General features: G+C 70.7%; 23 protein-coding genes. 16 read left to right on the top strand and 7 right to left on the bottom strand.

The genetic code is table 11. The features are described from left to right. Window positions 1–15: 15 nt before the first annotated feature. From ABL310_RS06455 to ABL310_RS06435, 5 genes are all read left to right on the top strand, one after another. Entirely contained in the window at window positions 16–1,314 is a 1,299-nt protein-coding gene (locus ABL310_RS06455) for a YeaH/YhbH family protein (RefSeq protein ID WP_349370870.1), read from the top strand. Between the two features lie 28 nt (window positions 1,315–1,342). Further along, entirely contained in the window at window positions 1,343–2,917 is a 1,575-nt protein-coding gene (locus ABL310_RS06450; protein ID WP_349370869.1) for a SpoVR family protein, read from the top strand. A gap of 246 nt (window positions 2,918–3,163) precedes the next feature. Continuing rightward, window positions 3,164–5,473: an ATP-binding protein gene (locus ABL310_RS06445; protein ID WP_349370868.1), complete on the top strand. Its 2,310-nt coding sequence runs from the start codon at window positions 3,164–3,166 to the stop codon at window positions 5,471–5,473. A gap of 106 nt (window positions 5,474–5,579) precedes the next feature. Next, window positions 5,580–6,179, top strand: a complete 600-nt coding sequence (locus ABL310_RS06440; protein WP_349370867.1) for a Uma2 family endonuclease — start codon at window positions 5,580–5,582, stop codon at window positions 6,177–6,179. Window positions 6,180–6,270: 91 nt separating this feature from the next. Beyond that, the gene (locus ABL310_RS06435) at window positions 6,271–7,599 is read left to right on the top strand and encodes a VWA domain-containing protein (RefSeq protein ID WP_349370866.1); all 1,329 of its coding nucleotides are present in this window, start codon (window positions 6,271–6,273) and stop codon (window positions 7,597–7,599) included. Between the two features lie 732 nt (window positions 7,600–8,331). Here the strand turns inward: ABL310_RS06435 and ABL310_RS06430 are convergent. Beyond that, window positions 8,332–10,218, bottom strand: coding sequence for an ABC-F family ATP-binding cassette domain-containing protein (locus tag ABL310_RS06430; protein WP_349370865.1), 1,887 nt, complete (start codon window positions 10,216–10,218; stop codon window positions 8,332–8,334). A 167-nt stretch (window positions 10,219–10,385) separates the two neighbouring features. Here ABL310_RS06430 and ABL310_RS06425 point away from each other — a divergent pair, with 167 nt between their 5' ends. Next, window positions 10,386–10,571, top strand: coding sequence for a hypothetical protein (locus ABL310_RS06425; protein WP_349370864.1), 186 nt, complete (start codon window positions 10,386–10,388; stop codon window positions 10,569–10,571). Here ABL310_RS06425 and ABL310_RS06420 read toward each other — a convergent pair. Next, window positions 10,558–11,097: a DinB family protein gene (locus ABL310_RS06420; RefSeq protein WP_349370863.1), complete on the bottom strand. Its 540-nt coding sequence runs from the start codon at window positions 11,095–11,097 to the stop codon at window positions 10,558–10,560. The genes ABL310_RS06425 and ABL310_RS06420 overlap by 14 nt on opposite strands. Window positions 11,098–11,288: 191 nt before the next feature. Here ABL310_RS06420 and ABL310_RS06415 point away from each other — a divergent pair, with 191 nt between their 5' ends. From ABL310_RS06415 to flaF, 8 genes are all read left to right on the top strand, one after another. Further along, window positions 11,289–12,314: a Gfo/Idh/MocA family oxidoreductase gene (locus ABL310_RS06415; protein ID WP_349370862.1), complete on the top strand. Its 1,026-nt coding sequence runs from the start codon at window positions 11,289–11,291 to the stop codon at window positions 12,312–12,314. A gap of 32 nt (window positions 12,315–12,346) precedes the next feature. Then, window positions 12,347–13,477, top strand: a complete 1,131-nt coding sequence (locus ABL310_RS06410) for a DegT/DnrJ/EryC1/StrS family aminotransferase (RefSeq protein ID WP_349370861.1) — start codon at window positions 12,347–12,349, stop codon at window positions 13,475–13,477. A gap of 226 nt (window positions 13,478–13,703) precedes the next feature. After that, the gene (locus ABL310_RS06405) at window positions 13,704–14,552 is read left to right on the top strand and encodes a flagellin (RefSeq protein WP_349370860.1); all 849 of its coding nucleotides are present in this window, start codon (window positions 13,704–13,706) and stop codon (window positions 14,550–14,552) included. 44 nt (window positions 14,553–14,596) lie between these two features. Next, on the top strand, window positions 14,597–16,039 hold the full coding sequence (locus ABL310_RS06400) for a GlcNAc-transferase family protein (RefSeq protein WP_349370859.1): 1,443 nt from the start codon (window positions 14,597–14,599) through the stop codon (window positions 16,037–16,039). 18 nt (window positions 16,040–16,057) lie between these two features. Next, window positions 16,058–17,305, top strand: coding sequence for a glycosyltransferase family 2 protein (locus tag ABL310_RS06395; protein WP_349370858.1), 1,248 nt, complete (start codon window positions 16,058–16,060; stop codon window positions 17,303–17,305). Between the two features lie 178 nt (window positions 17,306–17,483). Further along, entirely contained in the window at window positions 17,484–18,326 is an 843-nt protein-coding gene (locus ABL310_RS06390) for a flagellin (RefSeq protein ID WP_349370857.1), read from the top strand. 131 nt (window positions 18,327–18,457) lie between these two features. Beyond that, entirely contained in the window at window positions 18,458–18,856 is a 399-nt protein-coding gene (locus ABL310_RS06385) for a flagellar biosynthesis repressor FlbT (RefSeq protein WP_349370856.1), read from the top strand. Between the two features lie 87 nt (window positions 18,857–18,943). Next, window positions 18,944–19,315, top strand: coding sequence for a flagellar biosynthesis regulator FlaF (gene flaF, locus ABL310_RS06380; RefSeq protein ID WP_349370855.1), 372 nt, complete (start codon window positions 18,944–18,946; stop codon window positions 19,313–19,315). Window positions 19,316–19,390: 75 nt separating this feature from the next. Here the strand turns inward: flaF and ABL310_RS06375 are convergent, their stop codons facing one another. The 4 genes from ABL310_RS06375 to ABL310_RS06360 form a co-directional block, all read right to left on the bottom strand. Next, window positions 19,391–19,774 (bottom strand): hypothetical protein, encoded by a 384-nt coding sequence (locus ABL310_RS06375; protein ID WP_349370854.1) that lies wholly within the window; start codon window positions 19,772–19,774, stop codon window positions 19,391–19,393. Between the two features lie 143 nt (window positions 19,775–19,917). Further along, window positions 19,918–20,406 carry a hypothetical protein gene (locus tag ABL310_RS06370; RefSeq protein WP_349370853.1) on the bottom strand — a complete coding sequence of 163 codons (489 nt, stop codon included), beginning with the start codon at window positions 20,404–20,406 and terminating at the stop codon, window positions 19,918–19,920. Then, window positions 20,406–20,747: a rod-binding protein gene (locus tag ABL310_RS06365; protein ID WP_349370852.1), complete on the bottom strand. Its 342-nt coding sequence runs from the start codon at window positions 20,745–20,747 to the stop codon at window positions 20,406–20,408. Before ABL310_RS06365 ends, ABL310_RS06370 begins: the two co-directional genes overlap by 1 nt. Then, window positions 20,747–21,907, bottom strand: coding sequence for a flagellar basal body P-ring protein FlgI (locus ABL310_RS06360; protein WP_349370851.1), 1,161 nt, complete (start codon window positions 21,905–21,907; stop codon window positions 20,747–20,749). The genes ABL310_RS06365 and ABL310_RS06360 overlap by 1 nt, the downstream gene beginning before the upstream one ends. Window positions 21,908–22,136: 229 nt before the next feature. On the opposite strand from ABL310_RS06360, the gene ABL310_RS06355 reads away from it, so the two are divergent. After that, entirely contained in the window at window positions 22,137–22,583 is a 447-nt protein-coding gene (locus ABL310_RS06355) for a flagellar assembly protein FliX (protein ID WP_349370850.1), read from the top strand. A gap of 190 nt (window positions 22,584–22,773) precedes the next feature. After that, the gene (dksA, locus tag ABL310_RS06350; protein ID WP_349370849.1) at window positions 22,774–23,193 is read left to right on the top strand and encodes an RNA polymerase-binding protein DksA; all 420 of its coding nucleotides are present in this window, start codon (window positions 22,774–22,776) and stop codon (window positions 23,191–23,193) included. 152 nt (window positions 23,194–23,345) lie between these two features. Here the strand turns inward: dksA and ABL310_RS06345 are convergent, their stop codons facing one another. Next, window positions 23,346–24,731, bottom strand: a complete 1,386-nt coding sequence (locus tag ABL310_RS06345; RefSeq protein WP_349370848.1) for a class II 3-deoxy-7-phosphoheptulonate synthase — start codon at window positions 24,729–24,731, stop codon at window positions 23,346–23,348. Window positions 24,732–25,120 lie beyond the last annotated feature (389 nt).

Genomic DNA, 25,120 nt, shown 5'->3' with positions numbered 1-25,120 from the left:
ACGAGAGGCGCTTTGATGCATATCGTCGACCGCCGCCTCAATCCTGGCGGCAAGAGCCTCGCCAACCGGCAGCGCTTCCTGCGCCGTGCGAAAGCGTTGGTGAAGCGCGCGGTGCGCGACTCCTCCAAGGAGCGCAGCATCAAGGACCTCGAGGCCGGCGGGGAGGTGTCCATTCCCCTCGACGGAGTGCGGGAGCCGCGGCTGCGGCGCTCCTCGGAGGGCGGCGTGCGGGACTACCTGCTGCCGGGCAACAAGGACTACGTGGAGGGCGAGCGCATTCCGCGCCCGCCCCGGGGGGGCGGAGGCGGCGGCTCCCAGGGCTCCCCCGGCGGGGAGGGCGAGGACGACTTCCGCTTCGCGCTCTCCCACGAGGAGTTCGTCGATCTCTTCCTCGAGGACCTCGAGCTGCCCGATCTCGCCAAGCGCAAGCTCGCGACGACGGAGCAGCTGAGCTGGCGGCGCGCCGGCTTCTCGGTGACGGGCTCGCCGGCGAACCTCGCGCTGACGCGGACGATGCGCAACTCCCTGTCGCGGCGCATCGCCCTGCGCCGGCCGCGGCCCGACGCGATCGCCGCGCTCCAGGCCGAGATCGAGGAGCTCGAGCGCACCCACGACGACCCGATCCGGCTCGAGGAGGCGCGCGAGGAGCTCGCCCGGATGCGCAAGCGCACCAAGGCGATCCCCTGGATCGACCCGATCGACCTGCGCTACCGCCGCTCCGAGGCGACGCCCCGCCCCATCGCCCAGGCGGTGATGTTCTGCCTGATGGACGTCTCCGGCTCGATGACGGAGCACATGAAGGACCTGGCGAAGCGGTTCTTCACCCTGCTCTACCTCTTCCTCAAGCGCCGCTACAAGCACGTGGAGATCGTCTTCATCCGCCACACCCACGAGGCGTCGGAGGTGGACGAGGAGACCTTCTTCTACTCGCCCGAAACCGGCGGCACGGTGGTCTCCACCGCGCTCGAGGAAATGATCCGTGTGATGCACGAGCGCTACCGGCCGGAGGACTGGAACATCTACGCCGCCCAGGCCTCGGACGGCGACAACACCTCCTCCGACAACGCCAAGACGGCGGCGCTGCTCACGGACCAGATCCTGCCAGCCTGCCAGTACTTTGCCTATCTCGAGGTCGGCCGCGAGGACGACAGCCCGATGGGCTTCGGCTACCGCCAGAGCGACCTGTGGCGCACCTACGACCTCGCGCGCAGCGCGGGCGCGCAGATCGCCATGCGCAAGGTCCGCCATCGCAGGGACATCTATCCGGTCTTCCGCGAGCTCTTCGCCAAGAAGGGCGAGCAGAAGACCGCATGAGGACACGAACCGTCGTGGAGACACGCGCATGAGCCTCGCCGACCTGACGGCGCGCAAGACCGCCGGCCCCCTGCCCGAGGGGCTCCTGTTCGAAGGCGCGGACTGGGATTTCGGGACGATCCAGCGGGTCTTCGACGCGATCGAGGACATCGCGGTCGGCGAGCTCGGGCTGGACGTCTACCCCAACCAGATCGAGGTGATCACGGCCGAGCAGATGCTCGACGCCTATTCCTCCATCGGCATGCCGCTGTTCTACAAGCACTGGTCCTTCGGCAAGCATTTCGCCGCGCACGAGGCGAGCTATCGCAAGGGCATGCGCGGCCTCGCCTACGAGATCGTCATCAATTCCAACCCGTGCATCTCCTACGTCATGGAGGAGAACACGGCGACGATGCAGGCGCTGGTGATCGCCCACGCGGCGTTCGGGCACAACCACTTTTTCAAGAACAACTACCTGTTCAAGCAGTGGACCGACGCCGACGGCATCCTGGACTATCTCGAATTCGCCAAGGGCTTCATCTCGGACTGCGAGGAGCGCTACGGCCACGCGCAGGTGGAGATGGTGCTCGACGCCGCCCACGCGCTGATGGGCCAGGCGGTGCATCGCTATCCGCGCAAGATGCGCCCGGACCTGCGTTCCGAGGAGAAGCGCGAGCACGATCGCCGCCTCCACGAGGAGCGGATGTACAACGACCTCTGGCGCACCGTGCCCACCAAGGAGCGCGGCGCGCCGGACGACGGCGACCTCCTGCGCCGGCGCGCGCTGCTCCAGCTGCCGCAGGAGAACATCCTCTACTTCCTCGAGAAGACCGCCCCGAAGCTCGCCCCGTGGCAGCGCGAGGTGCTGCGCATCGTCCGCCTCATCGCGCAGTACTTCTACCCGCAGGGCCAGACCAAGGTCATGAACGAGGGCTGCGCCACCTACGTGCACTACAAGATCATGACCCGCCTGCACGAGACGGGGAAGATCTCCGACGGCGCCATGCTGGAATTTCTGCGCTCGCACACGAACGTGGTCTACCAGCCGCAATTCGACGAACCGCATTACGGCGGCATCAACCCCTACGCGCTCGGCTTCGCCATGATGCAGGACATCGAGCGCATCTGCGAGGACCCCTCCGACGAGGACCGGGAGTGGTTCCCCGACATCGCCGGCCGCGGCGACCACATGGCCGTCCTGCGCGACGTCTGGGCGAACTACCGTGACGAGAGCTTCATCCTGCAGTTCCTGTCGCCGCACCTGATGCGCCAGCTGAAGTTCTTCCACGTGGTCGACGACGAGGACGAGCCGGATCTCGAGGTGAAGGCGATCCACGACGAGCGCGGCTATCGCAAGCTGCGCCGCGCCCTGGCCCGCCAGTACGACATCGCCCACACCGACGCCGACATCCAGATCGTCGACGTCGACCTCGCCGGCGACCGGCGGCTGATCCTCCAGCATTCCATGCTCAACCGCATCACGCTGGAGGAAAGCGACACGCGCCGCACGCTCCAGCACCTCGCCGACCTCTGGGGCTACGACGTGCTGATGCGCGAGGTCGACCCGGAGACGGACATGGTCGTGCGCGAGCACACCGCGAGCGCGCGGCGCCGGCTCGTCTGAGCGCGCCGCGTTCGCGCGCGCGCCGCCTCGCGGGGCCGCCGCCCCGTATCCCGGCAATCCCTCGCGCGCCGAGCTCTCGCGCCGCGGCGCGGGGGCAGGCGCAGCCGTGGGATTGAAAAAGTTAAGTCATTCTGAACGGCGACTCTGGACAAATCCCGAGAGTGCGATTCTATTGTTAGCGATTCGGGTAGATGCGGCACGTCTCCCCGGACGAGACGTCAACGGAATTCGAGGGGGAGTCTGCATATGGCGGGTGCAGACACCGCGTGCGCGTCTGCGCGCGCTGGAACGATACTGGGCGTCGCGCGGTCGCTGGGGCATCCGGCGCTCGGGAGACTGGACAGGGCCGACCCCTGGCTGCGCCTGGCCGTCCCCATCCTGCTGACCCTCTTCCTGCTCGCGCTGGTCACCAGCGCCTGGATGCAGACGCGCGACGGGCGCGCGGAAGCCCTCGCCAAGGCCGCGACCGAGATCGACGTCGTCGGCAGCTTCGCCGCCCTCGACCTCGCCCGGCTCGGCGCCGACGTCGGCCCGGCGCGCCTCGACGGCGCGCTCGCCGCCGTCGCCCGGGACCTGCCCGAGGGCACCCTCTCCCGCGGCCGCGTGCTCTACGCAGCCGACGAGTCCGGCGCCGTGCTCGCCGCCCATCCGCCGCAGGCCGCCCTGCCGAGGACGCTGATCGACCTCCTCGGGGAAGCGCAGCCCCTCTCCGCCTTCGCCGATCGGGCCGGGGTGATGACCATCGCCCGGCCCGACGGCTCCGAGGCGATCGCCACCGTGCGCGTCGTCGAGGGCCCGGGGCTGCGGATCGCCCTCGTCCAGCCCGTGGAGTCCGTGCTCGCCCCGTGGCGGGCGCGCGCCAGCGGGCAGATGACGCTGCTCGCCGCCACCATCGTGGTGCTGATCGGGCTGGGCGCCGCCTATTTCCTCCAGGCGAACCGGGCGCGGGCCGCGGACCACGTCTGCGAGAAGGTCTCGCGGCGCATCGATTCCGCGCTCTCGCGGGGCCGCTGCGGCCTGTGGGACTGGGACATCGCCCGCGGGCGCATCTACTGGTCGGATTCGATGTACGAGCTCCTCGGTTTCAAGCGGGCCGACGAGTTCATGTCCTTCGGCGACGTCAACGCCATGGTCCATCCGGACGATTCGGACTTCTACGCGTTGGCCGACGAGCTCGCCGCCTCGCGGGCGAGCGTCGTCGACCACGAGTTCCGCATCAAGGACGTCGACGGCCAGTGGGTCTGGCTGCGCGCCCGCGCCGAGCTCGTGCAGGACAAGGACGACGACGGCTGCCACCTCGTGGGCATCGCGGTGGACATCACCGAGCAGCGCCGCCTCGCCGAGGCCACCGCGGCCGCCGACATGCGCCTGCGCGACGCGGTCGACGCCATCTCCGAGGCCTTCGTGCTCTGGGACGCCGACAACCGGCTCGTCCTGTGCAATTCGAAATTCCGCCGCCTGCACGACCTCTCGCCGGACGCCGCCGTTCCGGGGCGCTCCTACGCCGAGGTGATGCGCTCCGGGCGCCAGCCCATGGTCAATCAGGAATTCCTGCGCGAGGAACGCCCCGAGACCGGCGCGCGCACCTTCGAGGCCGAGCTCGCCGACGGGCGCTGGCTGCAGATCTCCGAGCGCCGCACCGACGACGGCGGCTACGTCTCGGTCGGCACCGACATCACCACCCTCAAGCGTCACGAGGAGCGCCTGCTCGAGAGCGAGCGGCGCCTCAAGCAGACGGTCGCCGACCTGCGCGTCTCGCGCCAGAAGCTCGAGGCCCAGGCCCAGCAGCTCGCCGATCTCGCCGAGCGCTATCTCGAGCAGAAGGCCGAAGCCGAGGGCGCGAGCCGGGCCAAGTCCGAGTTCCTCGCCAACATGAGCCACGAGCTGCGCACGCCGCTCAACGCCATCATCGGCTTCGCCGAGGTGATGGAGGCGGGCGTCTTCGGCGAGCTCGGCAGCCCGCGCTACACGGAGTACAGCCGCGACATCCGCTCGTCCGGCGAGTACCTGCTCTCGGTCATCAACGACATCCTCGACATGTCGCGGATCGAGGCCGGGCGGATCACGCTGGAGAAGCGCGAGGTGCATCTCGGCGAGGTGGTCACCCGCGCGACGCGCATGGTCGGCGAGCTCGCCCGCGCCAAGGGCCTCGCGCTCAGCGTGGACGAGCAGGCGGACGCGACGCTTCTCGCCGACGAGCGGGCGATCCAGCAGATCCTGGTCAATCTCCTGCAGAACGCCGTGAAGTTCACGCCCGAGAACGGCCGCATCGCCGTGCGCACCCGCCTCGTCGCGGGGGCGGTGAACATCTACGTGGAAGACACCGGCATCGGCATCCCGCGCGAGGCGATGAAGCGCATCGGGCGGCCCTTCGAGCAGGTCGAGACGGAATATTCCAAGACCTACCAGGGCTCGGGGCTGGGCCTCGCCATCGCCAAGTCGCTCGCCGAGCTGCACGGCGGCAGCCTGCGCATCCGCTCCCAGGTCGCGGTGGGAACGGTGGTGATGATCCACCTGCCGCTGCGCGGCGCCCAGGCGCTGTCGAACGCGGCCTGAGGGCCGGCCGCCCTCCCCGCTCGCTGGAGGGCAGGGAAAGCCACCCTGGCGCCGCGAGACGTGATAGGCTCCGCCATCCGCATTCGCCGCCGCATGGGAGCCCCCGATGGCCGTCGCCGAGCCGTTGCCGATGTCCGCCGACGCGTTCCTCGCCTGGATCGTGGGCGAGAGCGAGCGCTGGGAGCTCGTCGACGGCGTGCCGCTGCGGATGATGGCGGGGGCGAAGCGGAGCCACAATGTGGTCGCGAGCAACATTCTCGTCGCCCTCGCGCCTGCGGCGAAGCGGCGGGGCTGCCGCACCACCGCGAGCGACACCGCCGTGCGCACCGGGCCGGTGAACGTGCGCTTCCCGGACGTCGTGGTCGATTGCGGCCCGCCCGACCCCGCGGCCCGCGAGGCCGCGAGCCCCACCCTGGTCGTCGAGGTGGCCTCGCCCGGCACCTCCGTCGTAGACCTCACCGACAAGCTCGACGAATACCGCCGTCACGAGGCGATCCGCCTGATCCTGCTCGTCGAGCCGGACGTGGTCGCCGCCAAGCTCTACCGCCGCGACGCCGCCGGCGGCTGGACCATGGAACGCCACGACGACCCCGCCGCGCGCATCGCCCTCCCCGAGATCGGCGCGGAGCTGGCGCTGGGGGACGTGTACGACACGCTGGAGCCGGGGCGGCGGTGGCGGGTGGTGGGGGATGAGGGGGCGGGGTGATGCGGGGGCGATCTTCGGGCGTCCCGCGCTACGCATGGTGCGTCGCCCGATCTGGACACGCGTGAGCTGCACGCCTAGGCTCGACACCGCCATGCCCACGCTCGCCAAGGGCGCCAACGCCCCGCTTCCCGCCACGGCCGCGACGGTCCGCATCCGCTGGACCTCCGCCACGCTCGCCGATGTCGACGTGTCCGCATTCCTGCTCGCCTCCGGCGGCAGGGTGCGCGGGGACGACGACATGGTCTTCTACGGCCAGCCCGCCCCTGGCCGCGAGCGGGTGCGGCAGACCGCGCTGGCGCGATCCCTCGGCGCGGCGCGGGAGACGGTTTTCGCCGTCGACCTCGCCGGCATGGAACCCGAGGTCGAGACCGTCGCCTTCGCCGCCGTGGTTCCGGCGGAGGCGCCCGGCCGTCGGCTGGCCGATCTGGCCTCCCTCGAGGCGCTGGTCGAGGCCGAGGGAGCCACCCTGTCCTTCGCCGTCGATCTCGCCGGCGCGAGCGAGGCGGCGATGACGCTCGTCACGCTCTATCGACGCGACGGCGCGTGGAAGATCCGCGCCGTGGGACAGGGCTTCGACGGCGGGCTGAAGCCGCTGGCCGAGAGCTACGGCGTCGCGGTCGAGGACGAGCCCGCGGCGCCGCCGGCGCCGAGCCCGGAAGACACCCGCGTCGTCGACCTGCGCAAGCGCCTCGTCGATCTCGCGAAGCGTGATCCCGCGCTCGCGGCCTCTGCCGAGACGGCGCTCGTCAGCCTGGAGAAGCGCGGCGTCGCCGGCCTGCGCGGCAAGGTCGCCCTCGTCCTCGACATCTCCGGCTCGATGCGGGACATGTTCAAGGACGGGCGCGTCGGCGACCTCGTCCGCCGCGTGCTGGCAACCGCGCTGCCCATCGACGACGACGGCGAGATCGACGTCTTCCTCTTCGGCGTCGGCGCGCACGCCCACGGGCCGGTGACGGAGCGCAGCTACCGCCTCTTTCCCGAGGAATGCCAGCGCCGCTACGGCTTCGAGCCCGGCACCAAGTACGGCGAGGCGATCGAGCTCGTGCGCGCGACATACCGCCCGCGTTTCGGCGACGGCCTGCCGGTCTACGTCGTCTTCGTCACCGACGGCGGAACGCAGGACGTCCGCAAGTCCAAGGACGCCATCACCGCGGCGGCGGCCGAGCCGATCTTCTGGCAATTCGTCGCCATCGGCGAGCACGAGGGCAAGGCCCCCGCCAAGATCGGCCGCACGCTGCCGCGCGGCTTCGACTTCCTCGCCATGCTCGACACGATGCCCGGCCGCGTCGTCGACAATGCCGGCTTCTTCGCGGTCCCCGACCCCTCCGCGCCGACGGACGCGGAACTCTACGACATGATGTTCGAGGAATTCCCCGATTGGCTGCGCGAGGCGCGCCGCGCGGGGGTCCTGCGCGGCTAAGGCGCGGGGGCCGCACCGCGCCATCCCCGCAGGGGATGGAGTCGGCCCGCAGCGCCAGCGGGTGGGGAGAGCCGTTCGGCGAAGATTTTCCTTCCCTGTAGGGGAAGGTGGACGGGCGGCGCAGCCGACCGGACGGATGGGGCGCGGCGCGAAGCGGCGCGTTCGGCGAAGCCGAATCCCTCCGGTTCCGGCCGGCCGCCGCCGTCCCCTTCGGCTTCGCCGAACGCGCGTGCCGCGCGCCCCATCCGTCTCGCCGCTGCGCGGCGATCCACCTTCCCCTACAGGGAAGGAACCCGCGCGGTGGAGGGGTGACCCGCCGGCCGCGCGCGGTACGGGGCGCGCGCACGTTTCCGCCGAGGATACGCTTCAACGCCATGTCCGACCCTCCGGACGCGAAGGTGCGCGGATCGCCGAGGGCTGGGAAGGCCGGCAGAATGCGCGTTTCGCGGGGACTTTCCGTTCACCGTCGTGCGGGGCCAAGGAAACGTCGCGGCCCACCCCCGCCGCCCCCCGGTCATTCCCGGCCGGAGCGCGCTCGCGCGCGGAGGGATAAGGGGGGCCCAGCACGACTCGCCCGCCGCGAAAGCGGCGTCCGCATGGCGGCGACCAGCCGCCTGGTCGGCGGCCTATAGCGCGCCTTCGGCGCGACATTTTGCGCTGGGTTCCCTTCCCCTGCGCCGCTTCGCGGCTCCGGCCGGGAATGACAGCGGTGCGCGTCCCCCAACCGAGCGCCTATCCCCCCGCCGCCTCCAACTCCCCCGATACCGCGAGCCATTCCTCTTCCGCCGCGGCCAGAGCATGCGCCGCCTCGGCGCGCTTCCTGGCGAGGTCCGAGGCCTTCGCCGCGTCCTTCTGGAAGGCCGTGCCGTCGGCGAGCGCCGCGTCGATCTTCTCGATCAGGCCCGTCATCTTCTCGATGCGCGCCTCGAGCGCGTCGCGCTGCTTGCGCAGGGGTCCGAGCGCGACGCGGCGCTCGGCGGCGGCGCGGCGCTCGCCCTGGCGGGCGGCCTTCTCGGCGCGCTCGACGGCGTCGCGGGCGGGGTCGCGCGCGGGGTCGAGGCCGCCGGAGAGGACGAGGCGGCGATACTCGTCCATGTCCCCGTCGAAGGGCTTCACCGTGCCGTCGGCGACGACCCAGAGCCGATCGGCGCAGGCCTCGATCAGGAAGCGATCGTGGCTCACGAGAATGACCGCCCCCTCGTAGTCGTTGATCGCCTCGATCAGGGCCTGGCGCGATTCGATGTCGAGATGGTTCGTCGGCTCGTCGAGGATGAGGAGGTGCGGCCCGTCGAAGGCGGCGAGGCCGAGCAGCAGCCGCGCCTTCTCGCCGCCCGAGAGCTTCGCCACCGGCGTGTCCGCCTTCGCGCCGGAAAAGCCGAAGCGGGCGGCGCGGGCGCGGATCCTCGCCTCGGGCGCCTCGCGCATGCGCTCGGCGACGTGGCCGTAGGGCGTGTCCTGGAGGCGCAGCTCGTCGAGCTGATGCTGGGCGAAATAGGCGACGTCGAGCTTCGGCGAGGCGACGACCCGGCCGTCGAGCGGGTCGAGGCGGCGGCCGACGAGCTTGCAGAAGGTGGACTTGCCGTTGCCGTTGGCGCCGAGCAGCGCGATGCGGTCGTCGGGCAGGACGGTGAGGTCGAGGCGCTTGAGGACGACGCGCTCGCCGTAGCCGGCCTGCACCTTGTCGACGCGCACCAGCGGCGGGGAGAGGGGCTTGTCCGGGCTCGGCAGGTCGAAGGGAAGCGTCGTCTCCTCGATCACGCCGGCGATCGGCGTCATCTTCTCCAGGCGCTTGAGGCGCGACTGCGCCTGGCGCGCCTTCGAGGCCTTGGCGCGGAAGCGGTCGACGAAGGCCTGGAGGTGCTTGGCCTCCGCCTCCTGCTTCGCCTTCGCCTTGGCCTGGAGCGCGGCCTGCTCGGCGCGCTGGCGGGCGAAGGAGGTATAGCCGCCGCGATAGAGCGTGAGCTTCGCCTCGCCGAGGTAGAGGATATGGTCCACCGCCTCGTCGAGGAGCTCGCGGTCGTGGCTGATGACGAGCGCGGTGTGCGGGTAGCGCGCGAGGTAGTCGTAGAGCCAGAGCGTGCCCTCGAGATCGAGATAGTTCGTCGGCTCGTCGAGCAGCAGCAGGTCCGGCTCGGTGAAGAGCACGGCGGCGAGCGCGACGCGCATGCGCCAGCCGCCGGAGAAGTCCGCGCAGGGCCGCGCCTGGGCGGCCGAATCGAAGCCGAGCCCGTGCAGGATCGCGGCGGCGCGGGCGGGGGCGGCGTGGGCGCCGATGTCGGTGAGCCGCGTCTCGATCTCGGCCCGGCGCATGCCGTCGGCGTGCTCGGCCTCGGCGAGGAGGCGGGCGCGCTCGGTGTCGGCGGCGAGCACCACGTCGATCAGGCTCTCCGGCCCGCCGGGCGCCTCCTGCGCCACCGCGCCGATGCGCACGCCCTTGGGCATGCCGATCGTGCCGCTCTCGGGCGCGACCTCGCCCATCAGGATGCGGAACAGCGTGGTCTTGCCGGCGCCGTTGCGGCCGACGATGCCGACGCGCGCCCCGTCGGGCACGGCGAAGGAGGCCTTGTCGAGGAGGACGCGTTCGCCCAGCCGGTAGGTGAGATCGTTGACGTGCAGCATGGCGCCCTATCTCCCCCAGACCGCGCGTGTTGACAAGCGATGTGGAGAGTGGGGACAGGCGCGAGGAAACGTGACGACTGCCCTGAAACCGCCGCATTCGCGCCCTCGCGCGGCCACGAGGGGCCGGCTTTCATTCACAAGCTAACAAAGGTGATTCGCGTAGCCCCATGACCGACACCGCCCGCCACTTCTGCATCACCGCCATCATCGTCGCGCTGGCGACGCTCATCGCCGGTATCGCCGTCGCCGTCGACGCCATCGCGGCCTCGCGTCGCTGCGCGCCGCCGCCGGCCGTGTCCGTATCCTGCGCACCGCCGGCGCCGCTCGTCGAGATCGACCTCAAGCGGCCGTGATCGGTCGCACGGTGGCGCCGCCGCGCCCGGTCTCGCGGTGATAGAGAATCAGATCGAAGGACGGCGCCGTGCCCGCGAGCCGGGTGAGCAGCGCATGCGCCTGGCCGCGATGGTGTGTCTGGTGATTGAAGAAGTGGTCGAGCGCCGGGGCCAGCGGCTGGGTGACGACGGCCGGGCTCGAGTTCGTCCGGTAGCTGAACGGTCGATCGAGCGCCGCCGTGTCGAGACCCTCCACGAAGGCGACGATGCGCGCGTCCATGGCGTCGCGCGCGGCCCGCAGCGCGGGGAGCTCGTCGTGCGGCACGGCGTCGAGCGCGAGCTTCGGCGCGTCGTCGCCGGTGAAGCGCGCCATCCAGATCGTGTCCCCGACGAGGAGGTGGTTGAGCGTGCGATGCAGCGAGCCGAAGAAGGCGCCCTCGTCCGCGCGATAGAGCGCGTCGGGCAGTCCCGCCGCGGCGTCGTAGAGGCGCGCGTTGGCCCAGGCGTTGTAGCCGGCGAGATCGCGATAGCGCTGCATCGCGGACATGTTCTCTCTCCCGCTCGTGGTCCGCGCGACGCGGCCGCCTGCGGCGAGGCGTCGCCGGGGCCATGCATAAGCGCCCGTGGGCGCAGACCGCAAGCGTATGGCACGCCGAGCTCAGATGCGCTACACGCGGGGACGATCAGCCAAGCGGACACCGTAACCGCGCCGGTGAGCGCGCGGGTGGAAAGGGTTACATGGTCGCGCAGAACCTGGACTCGCAGAACCAGACACCGCGTGTCGCCGTCATCGGATGCGGTGCGTGGGGGCGCAACATCGCGCGCTGCTTCGCCACCCTCGGCACGCTCGAGGCCGTGGTCGACCCCAACGCGGAGACGGTCGAATCGCTGACCGCCCTGTTCGGCTGCCGCGGCGCGACGCTGGACGAGGTTCTCGCCGATGCGGGCATCGGCGCCGTCGCCATCGCGACGCCGCCCTCGATGCACCGCGCGGTGGCCGAGGCCGCCCTCGCCGCCGGCAAGCACGTCTACATCGAGAAGCCGCTGACGCTGAACTATCCCGACGCGCTCGCGGTCGCGGACGCCGCACGCCAGGCCGGCCGCACCCTGATGACCGGGCATATCCTCCAGTTCCACAACGGCTTTCGCGCGCTCAAGGAGCTCGTCGCCTCGGGCCGCCTCGGCGAGGTGCGCCGCGTCCACGCCAACCGGCTGAATCTCGGCGCGGTGCGCAAGGAGGAGGACGCGCTCTGGTGCCTCGCGCCCCACGACGTCTCGATGACGCTCGCGCTCATGGGCGGCGCGCCGGAGACCGTGGAGGCCTTCGGCGAGGGCCATCTGCGCAAGGAGACCGCGGACGCCGTGACCCTGCGGCTCGGCTTCGCCGGCGGGCCGCAGGCGATGATCCACGTGTCCTGGCTGCATCCCTTCAAGGAGCACCGCATCTCGGTCATCGGCTCGCAGGCCATGGCGGTGTTCGACGATTGCCTGCCCTGGGACCGGAAGGTCCAGATCTATCCCCACCAGGTCTCGCTGGACGGCGGCTCGCCCACCGTGGTGCGCGCCGATCCCGTGCCGGTCGAGGTCGAGCAGGCCGAGCCGCTGCTCGCCGAGTGCGCGCACTTCCTCGCATGCTGCGCCTCGGGCGAGGAGCCGATCACCGGGGCGACCGAGGCGCTCGCGGTGATGGACGTGCTCCACCGCGCCGCCCTCTCGATGACCGACCACCAGGTCCACACGCTTCCCGCCCGCGCCAGCGCCTGAGCAGCCCACCAGGGACACCCCAGGAACGATCCATGACGACCCCCATCCCCTTCATCGACCTGCCGGCGCAGCGCCGCCGGCTCGGGACGGCGCTCGACGAGGCGGTCGCGCGCGTCATGGACCATTGCGGCTTCATCCTGGGCCGCGAGGTGGACGCCTTCGAGGACGCGCTTCGCGCCTTCACCGGCGCGCGCCACGCCATCGGGGTGGCGAGCGGCACGGACGCGCTGGCGCTCGTGCTGATGGCCCGGGGCGTGCGCCCGGGCGACGCGATCCTGGTTCCCGCCTTCACCTTCGCGGCCACCGCCGAGGTGGTCGCCTGGCTCGGCGCGACGCCGATCTTCTGCGACGTCGAGGAGGCGAGCTTCAATCTCTCCCCCGAGAGCCTGGAGCGCGGGATCGAGACGGCGCGCGGCCTGAAGCTGCGACCCGTCGGGGTCATGGCGGTGGATCTCTACGGCCGCCCGGCGGACTACGACCGCATCGAGCCGATCTGCGCGCGCGAGGACCTGTGGCTCCTCACCGACGCCGCGCAGAGCTTCGGCGCCGAGTACAAGGGCCGCAAGGTCGGCACGATCGGCCTCGCCACCGCGACCTCGTTCTTCCCCTCGAAGCCGCTCGGCGCCTACGGCGACGCCGGCGCGGTCTTCACGGAGGACGACGATCTCGCCCGGCTCATGCGCTCCATGCGCATGCACGGCATGGGCAAGATCGCCTACGATCATGTCGAGATCGGAATGAACGGGCGCATCGACGCCCTGCAAGCGGCGATCCTCGTCGAGAAGCTGAAGATCTTCCCCGACGAGATCGCGGCCCGCCGCCGCGTCGCCGCGCGCTACAACGCGCTCCTCGGCGAGGTCGCGACCGTGCCGGCGATCGCGGAGGAGACGCCCTCGGTCTGGGCGCAGTACACGCTGCGCATCGCCCCGGAGCGGCGCGAGGCCTTCCGCGCCGCGCTGCAGGAGAAGGGCGTGCCGACCGCGATCCATTACCCGAAGCCCTTGAACCGCCAGCCGGCCTACGAGCGCTATCCGTCCGCCGGCAACGGCGTGCCGGTCTCCGAGCGGCTCTCGCAGGAAGTGGTGAGCCTGCCGATGCACCCCTATCTCGACGAGCCGACGCAGGACCGGATCGTGGACGCGGTGCGCACGGCGCTCCGCTGAGCCGCGGGATTCATGGTGAACGCCGCGGAGGGATCGCAGGCGGCGGCGGCAGCCCGGCCATCGCCGCGTCTCCCCGAGAGTGCCGTTGCGGCAAGGGCTTGCGCGCAGAGCGGCCGCGCTCGACCGTTTACGAGAATGGTGAATCGGGCACGGCGCTAAACCTTATCTTTACCATTTCGGTCAACCTTAACCCAAACTCGCTTTCATGCGTCGTTGAGGTGCGCCGATGTCTCAAGTTGCCCTGTCCGCGGGAATCCGCGACACCCTGCTGACGATCCAGAGGACCACGCGCTCGGCCACCGAGGCCGAGCAGCGGCTCGCGACCGGTCTCAAGGTGAACTCCGCGATCGACAACCCGCTCGCCTTCTTCACGGCGGCGGGCCTGCGCGATCGCTCGACCGACCTCGCGGGCCTGCAGGACCGCATGCAGCAGGCGACGAGAACGATCGCCGCGGCGAATACCGGCATCGAGGGCATGAAGAAGCTCCTCGAGACCGCGCAGGGCCTCGCCAACTCCGCGGCGGCCGAGCAGGACCAGACGGTCCGCCAGCAGCTGCAGCAGCAGTTCAACGACATCCTCGTCCAGGTCGACGACCTGATGGAGAATTCGGGCTACGGCGGCGTCAACCTGCTCAACGGCGGCACGCTGCGGGTGATGTTCGACCCGAACGACACCACGGCGTCCCTGGCGCTCACCGTGAACGGCGGCACGGCCCTCGACGTCGCGACGCTGGGCGTCGTCTCGACGGCGACCGGAGGCTGGACCAACGGCGCCTCCGACACCGTCGGCGACGCGGCGATCCAGACGCAGCTCACCCAGCTGCGCACGGCCATCACGTCGCTGCGCACCGAGGCGAGCCGGCTCGGCGCCAACAACGCGGTGATCACCACCCGCCAGGAATTCACCGAGAACATGATCAACACGCTGAAGGCCGGCGCAGACGACTGGACGCTCGCGGACCTGAACGAGGAGGGCGCCAAGCTCACCTCGCTCAACACCCGCAACCAGATCGCCCAGACGGCGCTGGCGCTGGCCGCCCAGCGCGATCAGTCGGTCCTGCGGCTGTTCGGCTGACGAAACCGGGCCGGCCGCGCCGGCGGGGAAGGAAGGCACGCTCCATGTCCAACGCGCCCACCGCTCTCGCCTTCCCGCGCCCGCTCGGCGACCCGGAGCTGGAGACGCTCTTCCAGAAGGCGCGCGCCCTGCGCGCGCCGGCGGACCCGGAGACCCCGGAGCCGGGCGAGGGCCGGATCTTCGTCTCGATCGCCGCCTTCCGCGACCCGGAATGCCAGAAGACGCTGGTCGAGCTGTTCGAGAAGGCGGCGCGGCCGGAGCGCATCTCCGTCGGCCTCGTCTGGCAGCACGACCCGGTGGAGGACGCCGCCTACTTCGATCTCCAGCCGGCCCGCCGCGACCAGGTCCGCGAGATGCGCCTCGACTGGCGCGACAGCCTCGGCGTCTGCTGGGCGCGCTTCCTGGCCCAGGCGATGTGGCGCGGCGAGGAGTTCTACCTCCAGATCGATTCGCACATGAAGTTCGAGGCCGGCTGGGACGAGATCCTGATCGAGGATCTGCGCGCCTGCCCCTCGGACAAGCCGCTTCTGACGATGACGCCGCCGCCCTATCTCACGCCGGGCGACACGCTGTCCGACCTCCACCCCGGCATCCTGCGCACGGACGGCTTCCTGGAGGACGGCTCGATCAGGTTCACGGGGCTGTGGCTGCAGGAGCCCCTGCAGCGGGCGGTGCGGCTTCCCTTCCTCCTCGCCGGCGCGCTGTTCGGCTACGGCCGCACCATCGCGGACGTGCCCTACGACCCCTATGCCTGCTTCTCCACCGAGGAGATCTCGTACGCTCTGCGGCTCTACACACACGGCTTCGACGTCTTCGCCGCCCCGCGGCGCACGATGTGGCACCAGTACAAGCGCGACAACCGCGTGAAGCGCGGCGCCGCGCCGGACGCGCGCTACACCCAGCGGATGGGTGCTTGGACGACGCGGGCCTTTCACCGCTTCAACCACTCGACCGGGCATACGCTGGTTCTCGACGCGCCGGTCCTCGTGGACCTCGACCTGTTCGGGCTGGGCGAGGCGCGCACGCTCGCGCAGTACGAAGCCTATACGGGCATCGATTTCCGCTTCAAGCGGGTGACCGAGGACTGCGTGCGCGCACGCTTCGTACCCGACGTCGAGACGATCGCCCAGTTCGAGGTCCCGGTCCTGGACGATCCGGCCGAGCGCCGCCCCGCCCTCGTCGAGGCCGAGGAGATGCTGCTGCGCGAGGCGCTCGCCGCCTGGGAGACGCCGCGTCTCGTCGAGGAGCTGGTGACGCTCATCATCGAGTTCGATCGCCATCGCGCCGCGCGCGTCGACGGCGCGCCGCAGGCGCGTCTCCAGCCGGACCGCGAAAAGCTGATCGCCGACTTCAGCACCTGGGACCGCTACGCGCTCGCCTGCACGCTCGCGAAGCTGTCCTACGCCGTGCACCTGATGAACGCGGTGAAAGCCGCCGCCGAGAGCGCCGGCGCGCCGCCGCGGGACGGCGTCGCCGCGGCCGGCTGAGGCCGGGCGGGAGGAACCATGAAGACGTGCGAGACGACCGACGCCGCGAGCGCCGCCGAGCGGGGCGCCCGCGCGGACGTGACCATCCTGGTCCCGACCTACGAACGGCCGACCTATCTCGAGACCTGCCTCAGGCACCACGTCCAGAACTTCGACGCGGCCGGGATCGACTACGAGATCCTGGTCTGCGACAACGCCTCCGGCCCAGAGGCGCAGGAGGTGATCGCCCGCTGGCGCGAGCGCAGCCCGCGCGTGCGCAGCGTGCGCCAGCCGCGCAACCTCGGCTATCTCGGCAACTTTCTCTACGGCCACCGCCACGCCGCGGGCCGCATCGTGGTGACGACCGGCGACGACGACCTGCTGATCCCCGAGACCGTCGCCTCCTACGTCGCCATGTTCCGCGACGACCCCGATCTCGTCATGATCCAGGCGCCGTGGTTCGTGATGAACGAGCGCGAGCGCAACAAGATCGTCGGAGCGAGCTGGTCCGTCGAGGCGCCCGTCGTCATCGAACGGGGCGACTTCCGGGCCGCCGCCGAGCTCGTCCTGACCCGGCGAATCTTTCCGGAGACCTTCGCCATCCGCCCGGAAGTCGTGAACGAGGTGATCGGCCCCGCCGATCAGACCGCCTATCATTTCTTCGTCACGCTCGCCCGTGCGGTGGAGGCGGGCAAGGTCGTGTTCTCCGACCGCCCGCACGCCATCGTCACCGGCGTCTCCCGCCACGGCAAGCACCAGGGCAACAGCGAGACCGCCACGGGCTGGGACATGTATCGCGGCGGGCTCGAGCACCTCGTCGGCCGGGCGCGGCAGGCGGATCCCGAGGCGGACTGGTCGGGCGTCGTCGCGAAGCTCGACGCCTTCGTGCTCGACCGCATGGCCATGGCGCTGCGCCTCCAGCTCGGCGCCCGCCACTGGGAGAAGGCCTGGCACCTCTACCGGCGGCTGCACGCCCACGGCGTCGACGCGCTCTCGACCGAGACCGCGCACGAGCTCCTCTCGCTCGCCGCGATGGATTCGGCCCTGCGCGAGGCCACCATGCTCGGAGCCGAGGAGGTCGTCCTCGCCGACGAGATCTTCTCCATCTACCTCAACGTGATCGATCTCGCGCGCCATAACGTGGCGCCGGTCTGCGCGGCGGACTGGGCCGGCGAGCGCAAGGGACGCACCGCCTTCATCGGGATGGCGCGCACGCGCACGCCCGCGGATCGTCCGGACGATCTCGTCATCGACCTCGCGGCCACGATGCGGCGGATATCCGCCTGAGCGCTTCAGCAATCGTTGACCCTCTTCGACGGGTCCGCCCTCCGGCGGACCCGTTTCGCGTTTCAACGGCCGCGTTAACGGGCGTTAGGCACGTTTCTGAACCGCCGCTTTACGGGTGATCGGTCAGAGTGCGTTCAAGGCCAGAACGGTCCTTACGACGACACAGAAGGAGATCGTCATGCAGATCGCGCTTTCTTCGGGCATCCGCAACACGCTGCTCACCATTCAGCAGACCACGCGGGCCGCCAACCAGTCCGAGCAGCGGCTCGCCACCGGCCTCAAGGTCAATTCCGCCACCGACAATCCGCTCGCCTTCTTCTCGGCCGCGGGCCTGCGCGATCGCGCTGGCGACCTCGCCGGCCTTCAGGACCAGATGCAGCAGGCGACCCGGACGATCTCGGCGGCGACCACCGGTATCGAGGGCATGAAGAAGCTCTTCGAGACCGCCCAGGGTATCGCCAACCAGGCCGCCGCCGAGCAGGACGCCACGGTGCGCGGCCAGCTGCAGACGCAGTTCAACGAGATCCTCACGCAGGTCGACGACCTGATGACGAACTCGGGCTACGGCGGCGTCAACCTGCTCAACGGCGGGACGCTCAACGTGCGCTTCGACGCGTCCGACACCTCCGCCTCGCTGGCGCTCTCGGTGAACGGCGGCACGGTGCTCGACGCCGCCACGCTCGGCGTCACCACCAACGCGGCCGGCGGCTGGACCAACGGCGCCTCCGACACCGTCGGCGACGCCAACATCCAGACGCAGCTCACCAACCTGCGCACGGCCATCACGTCGCTGCGCACCGAGGCGAGCCGTCTCGGCGCCAACAACGCCATCATCACCGCGCGCCAGGAGTTCACCGAGAACATGATCTCGACGCTCCGCGCCGGCGCGGACGACTGGACGCTCGCGGACCTGAACGAGGAAGGCGCCAAGCTGACCTCGCTCAACACCCGCAACCAGATCGCCCAGACGGCGCTGGCGCTGGCCTCCCAGCGCGACCAGTCGGTCCTGCGACTGTTCTGATCGCGCGTCGGGAGAGATCCCGCCACGACCATCTCAGCGCCGCGCCTCGAGAGGGGCGCGGCGCTTCTTCTTTAAAGGATCGTTTACCAAGAGCTCGTTAGGCTCGGCGCGAACAAGCCGGAGGAGCCGCCATGGCGCTGCGCATCGAGCTCAAGCCGCACGAGCGGATCATCATCGGGAAGGTCGCCCTCACCAACGGGCCGACGCGCACGACCTTCGTCGTCGACGGCCGCGCGCCGATCCTGCGCTGCAAGGACGTGATCACGCCCGAGGAGGCGGACACGGTCTGCAAGAAGCTCTACGTGCTGATCGAGCGCGTCTATCTCGAGGAGATCTCCTTCGAGGAGGCGGCGCCGCATTTCCACGCGCTCGCGGCCGAGATCGTCGGCGCCGCCCCGAGCACCAAGCGCTTCCTCGCGGCCATCGCCGAGCGCTTCGTGGCGGAGAACCTCTACGCGGCGCTCAAGCTCTGCCGCAAGCTGATCGCCTACGAGCGCTCGGTCATCGCCCATGCCCAGCAGGCCGCCTGACGAGCGACGCGCGCCTTTACGTCGGCAACCCAAACTTAATCCAGATCGGTCACGATCGGCGGGCCAGTCCAGTCGGGGGTAACGAGGATGCACAACGCCGCCCAGGCCTACGCCAGCACGGCGAAGACGGCGAAGGTCGACCAGCGCGAGCTGGAGGCCGATCTCTTCATGCGCGCCGCCGCGAAGCTGCAGGCCGCACGCGAGCGCTTCGCGGACGAGCAGCTCGTCGACGAGGCGCTCGAGTTCAACAAGCGGATCTGGGCCGTCTTCCTTCCCTCTATCGTCGACGCCTCGAACCCGCTGCCCGCCGAGCTGAAAGGCAACCTCGCCAGCCTCGGCATCTTCGTGTTCCGCCGCATGGACGAGATCTATGCGAAGCCGGCGGCCGAGCGCCTCGATATCCTGGTCTCGATCAACGCCGACATCGCGGCGGGCCTGCGCGGGCAGGCCGCGGCCTGACGCCGGCCCGACCGGCGTGCGCCAGCGCCCCGGAAGCCCTGGACTCCGGGGTCGGAAGGGACGCGCGCGGCCGGCTCAACGGCCGGGCTCGACCCCGCGCAGGTAGGCGCGCAGCTTGAGCAGGCTCTCGGCGGGAACCTGATCCACCACCTCTCCCGACTCCGTGTCGACCTTGCGCGTGACGACGGCGCGCGTCGCCTCGTCGATGTCGGTCCGACGGGCGAGCACGCGCTTGATCGCCGCGTCCAGAGCCGCACGCTCCTCCGCGCCCGGATTCATGTCGAGGCGCACGGCCTCGCTCTCCGCCACTTGCGTGACGGTCCGGGACGGGTCGAGCACCGTCGGCGCGGGCTTGGGCGCGGTCTGCGCGTCGGCGCGCTGCACCGCCGCCACCGCGGCGGGGTTCGACGCCTTCGCGGTCGGCGTCGCCGGTGTTTTCGGAACGCTGCCGAAATCCATGGGCAGGCCTCCTCGTCCACGGCCCTTCTGGCCGCGTGGGGACGATACCCGGCTTCGCTGAATCGACCGTTTAAGCAAAGGGTTAAATCCCGATGGCGCAAAACGCCTCGAATCGGGACGTCGCGGTGTCGAGGCTCGAGCGCCTACAACGACCTGGAGAGCACGAGCGAGCCGCCCGCCGGCGCGGCGGGGCGCCCTCCTCCGGCGCCGCCCGGACCGTAGCCTGCGGGTCGCGCGCCGCGGTCGAGCTCCGACGAGAGCGAGCGCACGAGCCCCTCGGAAACGGCGCGCGCCGTGGCGAGCACGATCTGGTTCGTCTCGATCACCCGCGAGAAGGCCGCGTGCTCGGCCTTGAGCCGCTCCAGCGCGTCCGGCGCGAAGCGCGCGAGCGCCACCGCGTTCGCCTTGAGCGCCTCGAGCCCCTGGAGATAGCGCGAGGTCAGCGCGCTCTTGCGCTCCTCCTGGGCGAGGCCGTCGCGGATGCGCCCGGCGCGCAGGTGCGCGGTCTCGACCTCGAGCACCTTCTCGAGATCCTTCATCACCCCGCTCACCTCGGCCACGAGGGCGGCGGCCGCCTCGCGCGTGGCGACGCGGGGCGTCTCGACGGGTGGCTTGCGTTCGTCGGCCCACATCAGGCGGCCTCCTGGAGCTTGAGGATCTCGGCATAGACCTGGTCGGCGAGCCCGATGCCTCCGCGCTCGGAGATCATGCCGGCATATTCCTTGACGAGCATCGAACGATACATGCCCGCGCCCGGCCCGGCCTCGCCGAAGAAGCCCGTGTCGCCGACGCTCTCGAACACGCGCCCGAGCATCTCCTCGAGCATCATCGCCTCGAAGTCGTTCGCCGTCTCGCGGGCGCGCGCGGCCGCTTCCGGCGAGGCGGCGCCGCGGGCGAGGCCGGTCCGCGCGGCCTCGAGGCGGGTCGAGAGGCTCTGGTCGGTGGCGGCGAAGGCGGTGAGGCTCGGGTTCATCACATCACCTCGATCTCGGCCTGGAGGGCGCCCGCCGCCTTGATCGCCTGGAGGATGGCGATGAGGTCGCGCGGGCCGACGCCGAGCGCGTTGAGCCCGTCGACGAGCTCGCGCAGGCTCACGCCGGTATCCACGATCGCGAGACGCTGGTCGCCGTCGGTCTCGACCTGAACGCCGGTGCGCGGCACGACGACCGTCTCGCCGAGCGAGAACGGATCGGGCTGGGCCACCTGCGGCTGCTCGGTGATGGTGACGGTGAGGTTGCCCTGCGCCACCGCCACGGTGGAGACGCGTACGTCGCGCCCCATGACGATGATGCCCGAGCGCTCGTCGATGACGACGCGGGCCGGCTGGTCCGGCTCGACGCGCAGCTGCTCGATGTCGGTGAGCAGCGAGACGATGTTGCCGGGATAGCCCTCCGGCACGCGGATGGCGACGGAGGAGGGGTTCAGCGGCTCGGCGACGGGCGCGCCCATGAAGGCGTCGATCGCCGCCGCGATCCGCCGGGCGGTGGTGAAGTCCGGGTTGCGCAGGGCGAGCCGCAGGCCGGTCTGGACGTCGAGCCGGAACTCGATCTCGCGCTCGATCAGGGCGCCGTTGGCGATGCGTCCCACCGTCGGCACGCCCTGGGTGATCGAGGCGGCGGCGCCCTGCGCGGCGAAGCCGGCGATGGCGACCGGCCCCTGCGCCACGGCGTAGACCTCCCCGTCGGCGCCGAGAAGCGGCGTGACCAGGAGCGTGCCGCCCTGCAGCGAGGACGCGTCGCCCAGCGCCGAGACGGTGACGTCGAGCCGCGTGCCTTGCGTCGAGAAGGCCGGCAGGTTCGCCGTCACCATCACCGCCGCGACGTTCGCCGTGCGCAGGTTCTGCCCGCGCGTGTTGACGCCGAGCCGCTCCAGCATGGCGGTGAGCGACTGGCGGGTGAAGGGCGAGTTGTTGAGCGTGTCGCCGGTGCCGTTGAGGCCGACCACGAGGCCGTAGCCGACGAGCTGGTTCTGGCGCACGCCCTCGATGTCGGCGAGGTCCTTGATCCGCGACAGCGAGGTGAGCGGGCGCGTGGCGTCGGCGAGGGCGGCCGGCGCCGGCAGCACGAGCGCGAGCGCCGCCGCCGCGGCGACGGCGAGGCTGACGAGACGGGTGACGAGACGCGCGCGCTTCATATCGGCTCCTCCGGAACGCGCTTCCCCGCTGCGAAGCGCGTGCCACCCGTGCCGCTTCCGTCGACGCGTTGCGAAGCAAGCCTTTCGGCGTGGAGCGCGCGGTCCGCCGACGCCGTCCGCCCGGCAGATCCCGCACTATGCCGGCAGGCTCTGCCGGGCCGTAAACTTTTCGTTAACCCTGTCCGGCGAGGATCGAGCCCGGTTTCGAGAACCGGGAAAAGGGGGTCCCATGCGTATCGAGAGCAAGCCGGGCGCCTCGATCGCGTCCATCGCGAACGCCCGGCGCCGCGCCGATGGCTCGGGCTTCTCCGTCAGCGAGAGCGCCGAGGGGGGCGCCGCCGCCGGACCGCGTGCGGCCTCCGTCGGACCGACGACGAGCCTCGACGCCATCCTCGCGCTCCAGGGCGAACCGGACCCCGAGGAGCGGCGCCGCCGCGCGGCCCAGCGCGGCCGGGAGCTGCTCGACGGGCTCGACCGGCTCAAGGCGGCGATCCTCTCCGGCCGGGTCGCCCCCGACGATCTCGCCCAAATCGCCCGGCGTCTCGGAGAGAGACGCGAGGCGACCGGCGATCCGCGCCTCGACGAGATCCTCGCCCAGATCGAGCTGCGCGCCGAGGTCGAGATCGCCAAGCTTTCGGCCCGCGAGGGTCGCGCGGCCGGCGACCGAGACTCCTGACCCCGGCGGCCGACTTTCGAGGCTCCAATCGGTTGAACGCCGCACGGCCAGGCATGCTGCACCGCAAACGGCCGGATTGCCGCCATTTTCCGTCCACTTTTCGCGATTGTCCCCGGGGACCCGCTCCGGTATAAGGAGCCGCGCCCGAGGGGCGGGTCCCGACGGCGCGGCGGCAGCGAGAAGGGCCAACATGTCGAATTCCATCATCGACCAGGGCTACCGTCCCACCGAGGACGAACCCTTCATGAACGAGCGCCAGCGCGAGTACTTCCGACGCAAGCTGCTCCAATGGAAGCAGGACATCATTCGCGAATCGAGCGAGACGCTCGCGACCCTCCAGAGCGAGAACGAGAACCACCCCGACATCGCCGACCGCGCCTCCTCGGAGACGGACCGCGCCATCGAGCTGCGCGCCCGGGATCGTCAGCGCAAGCTCATCGCCAAGATCGACGCGGCGCTCGCACGCATCGAGGACGGCTCCTACGGCTATTGCGAGGAGACGGGCGAGCCGATCTCGCTCAAGCGCCTCGAGGCCCGGCCCATCGCGACGCTCTCGCTCGAGGCCCAGGAACGCCACGAGCGCAACGAACGCGTCCACCGCGACGACTGACCCGATCTCGCGCCGCTTCGACAGCGGCGTTTTTTATGGCCTCCCACCGATCTCGGCGAGGCGGGGGGCTCGACCGGTGCGGAGCCCGCAGGCGCAGCGGGCGCCGTCCGGACGCCGCCCCGGACGAGAGGCGGCGCCGGTCCTCGATCGCGTCACTCGGCCGCTTCGACCTGCGGCCGCTCGCGCCCCTGGCGCTCGCGCTTGATCAGCTCGGCGGTCAGGAAAGCGATCTCCAGCGCCTGCTCGGCATTGAGCCGCGGATCGCAATAGGTGTGGTAGCGATCCGACAGGTCGGCATCGGTCAGAGCGCGCGCGCCGCCGGTGCATTCGGTGACGTTCTTGCCCGTCATCTCGAGGTGGATGCCGCCCGCATGCGTCCCCTCCGCCTGGTGCACGGCGAAGAAGTTGCGCACCTCCTGCATGATCTGGTCGAACGGCCGCGTCTTGTAGCCTGAGCCGGCCTTGACCGTGTTGCCGTGCATCGGGTCGCAGGACCACACGACGGAGCGGCCCTCGCGCTTGACGGCGCGCACGAGCGCCGGCAGGTGATCGAACACCTTGTCCGCGCCGAAGCGACAGATCAGCGTCAGCCGCCCGGGCTCGTCCGCCGGGTTCAGGAGGTCGATCAGGCGCAGCAGCTCGTCCGCCTTCAGCGAGGGGCCGCACTTGAGGCCGATCGGGTTCCTCACGCCGCGCGCGTATTCCACGTGCGCGTGGTCCGGCTGGCGGGTGCGGTCGCCGATCCAGATCATGTGCCCGGACGTGGCGTAATAGTCGCCCGAGGTCGAGTCGACGCGGGTCAGCGCCTGCTCGTAGCCGAGCAGCAGCGCCTCGTGGCTGGTGTAGAAATCGGTGTTCTTCACCTCGGGATGCCGGTCGGCCTCGATGCCGATCGCCTTCATGAAGGCGATCGCCTCGGTGATGCGCTCGGCGACGTCGGCATAGCGCGCGCTCTGGGGGCTGTCCTTGATGAAGCCGAGCATCCAGCGATGCGCGTTCTCGAGGTTGGCGAAGCCGCCGGTCGCGAAGGCGCGCAGCAGGTTCAGCGTCGCCGCCGACTGGCGGTAGGCGTCGAGCTGGCGCACCGGATCGGGCTTGCGGCCGTCGGGCGTGAAGGCGATGTCGTTGACGATGTCGCCGCGGTAGCTCGGCAGCGCCACGTCGCCGACGGTCTCGATGTCGGACGAGCGGGGCTTGGCGAACTGGCCGGCGATGCGCCCGACCTTCACCACCGGGCACGAGCCCGCGAAGGTGAGGACGACGGCCATCTGCAGGAAGACGCGGAAGAAATCGCGGATGTTGTCGGCGGAATGCTCGGCGAAGCTCTCGGCGCAATCGCCGCCCTGGAGCAGGAAAGCCTCCCCGCGGGCCACCGCCGCGAGGTTCTGCTTCAGCTTGCGCGCCTCGCCCGCGAAGACGAGCGGAGGAAAGCCCGCGAGCTGGCTCTCGACGGAAGCCAGCTGGTCGGCATCCTCATAGGCCGGAACCTGCTGAATGGGCTTGCCCCTCCAGCTGTCGGGCGTCCAGCGCTCGCTCATCGTCCTCACTCCTGAAAATCGCGCGCGTCGCGTCGTGTCTCGTCTGGCTCGGTTCTCCGCCGGGGCCGATCCCCGACGGAGCGGCCTTATACACGCACCCGCCCGCGGACGCGAGCGATTAACGCGCGATTGCCGTAGCCTGCGACGTCACGCAAGATCGTTGCGCGTGGGACGATGGAGGGAGGGCGCGGTTCTTTCCTTCTCCCTCGTGGAGAAGGTGCCTCCGAAGGGGGCGGATGAGGGGCGCGATGCAGCGCGAGACGGTTCGGAGGCGGGATCGACGCGGCTGTCGCCGTGCGGCATCGGCGTCGAGACAGACCTGCACGCCCCTCACCCCCGGCCCGTCTCCACGAGGGAGAGGGGAGTCCGTCGGCGCTCTACGCCTCGAG

It is taken from the genome of Salinarimonas sp. (genome assembly GCF_040111675.1).
GTDB lineage: Bacteria > Pseudomonadota > Alphaproteobacteria > Rhizobiales > Beijerinckiaceae > Salinarimonas.
Note: the sequence above shows the minus strand (reverse complement) of the source record. Positions and strands in the feature narration are given on the sequence as shown.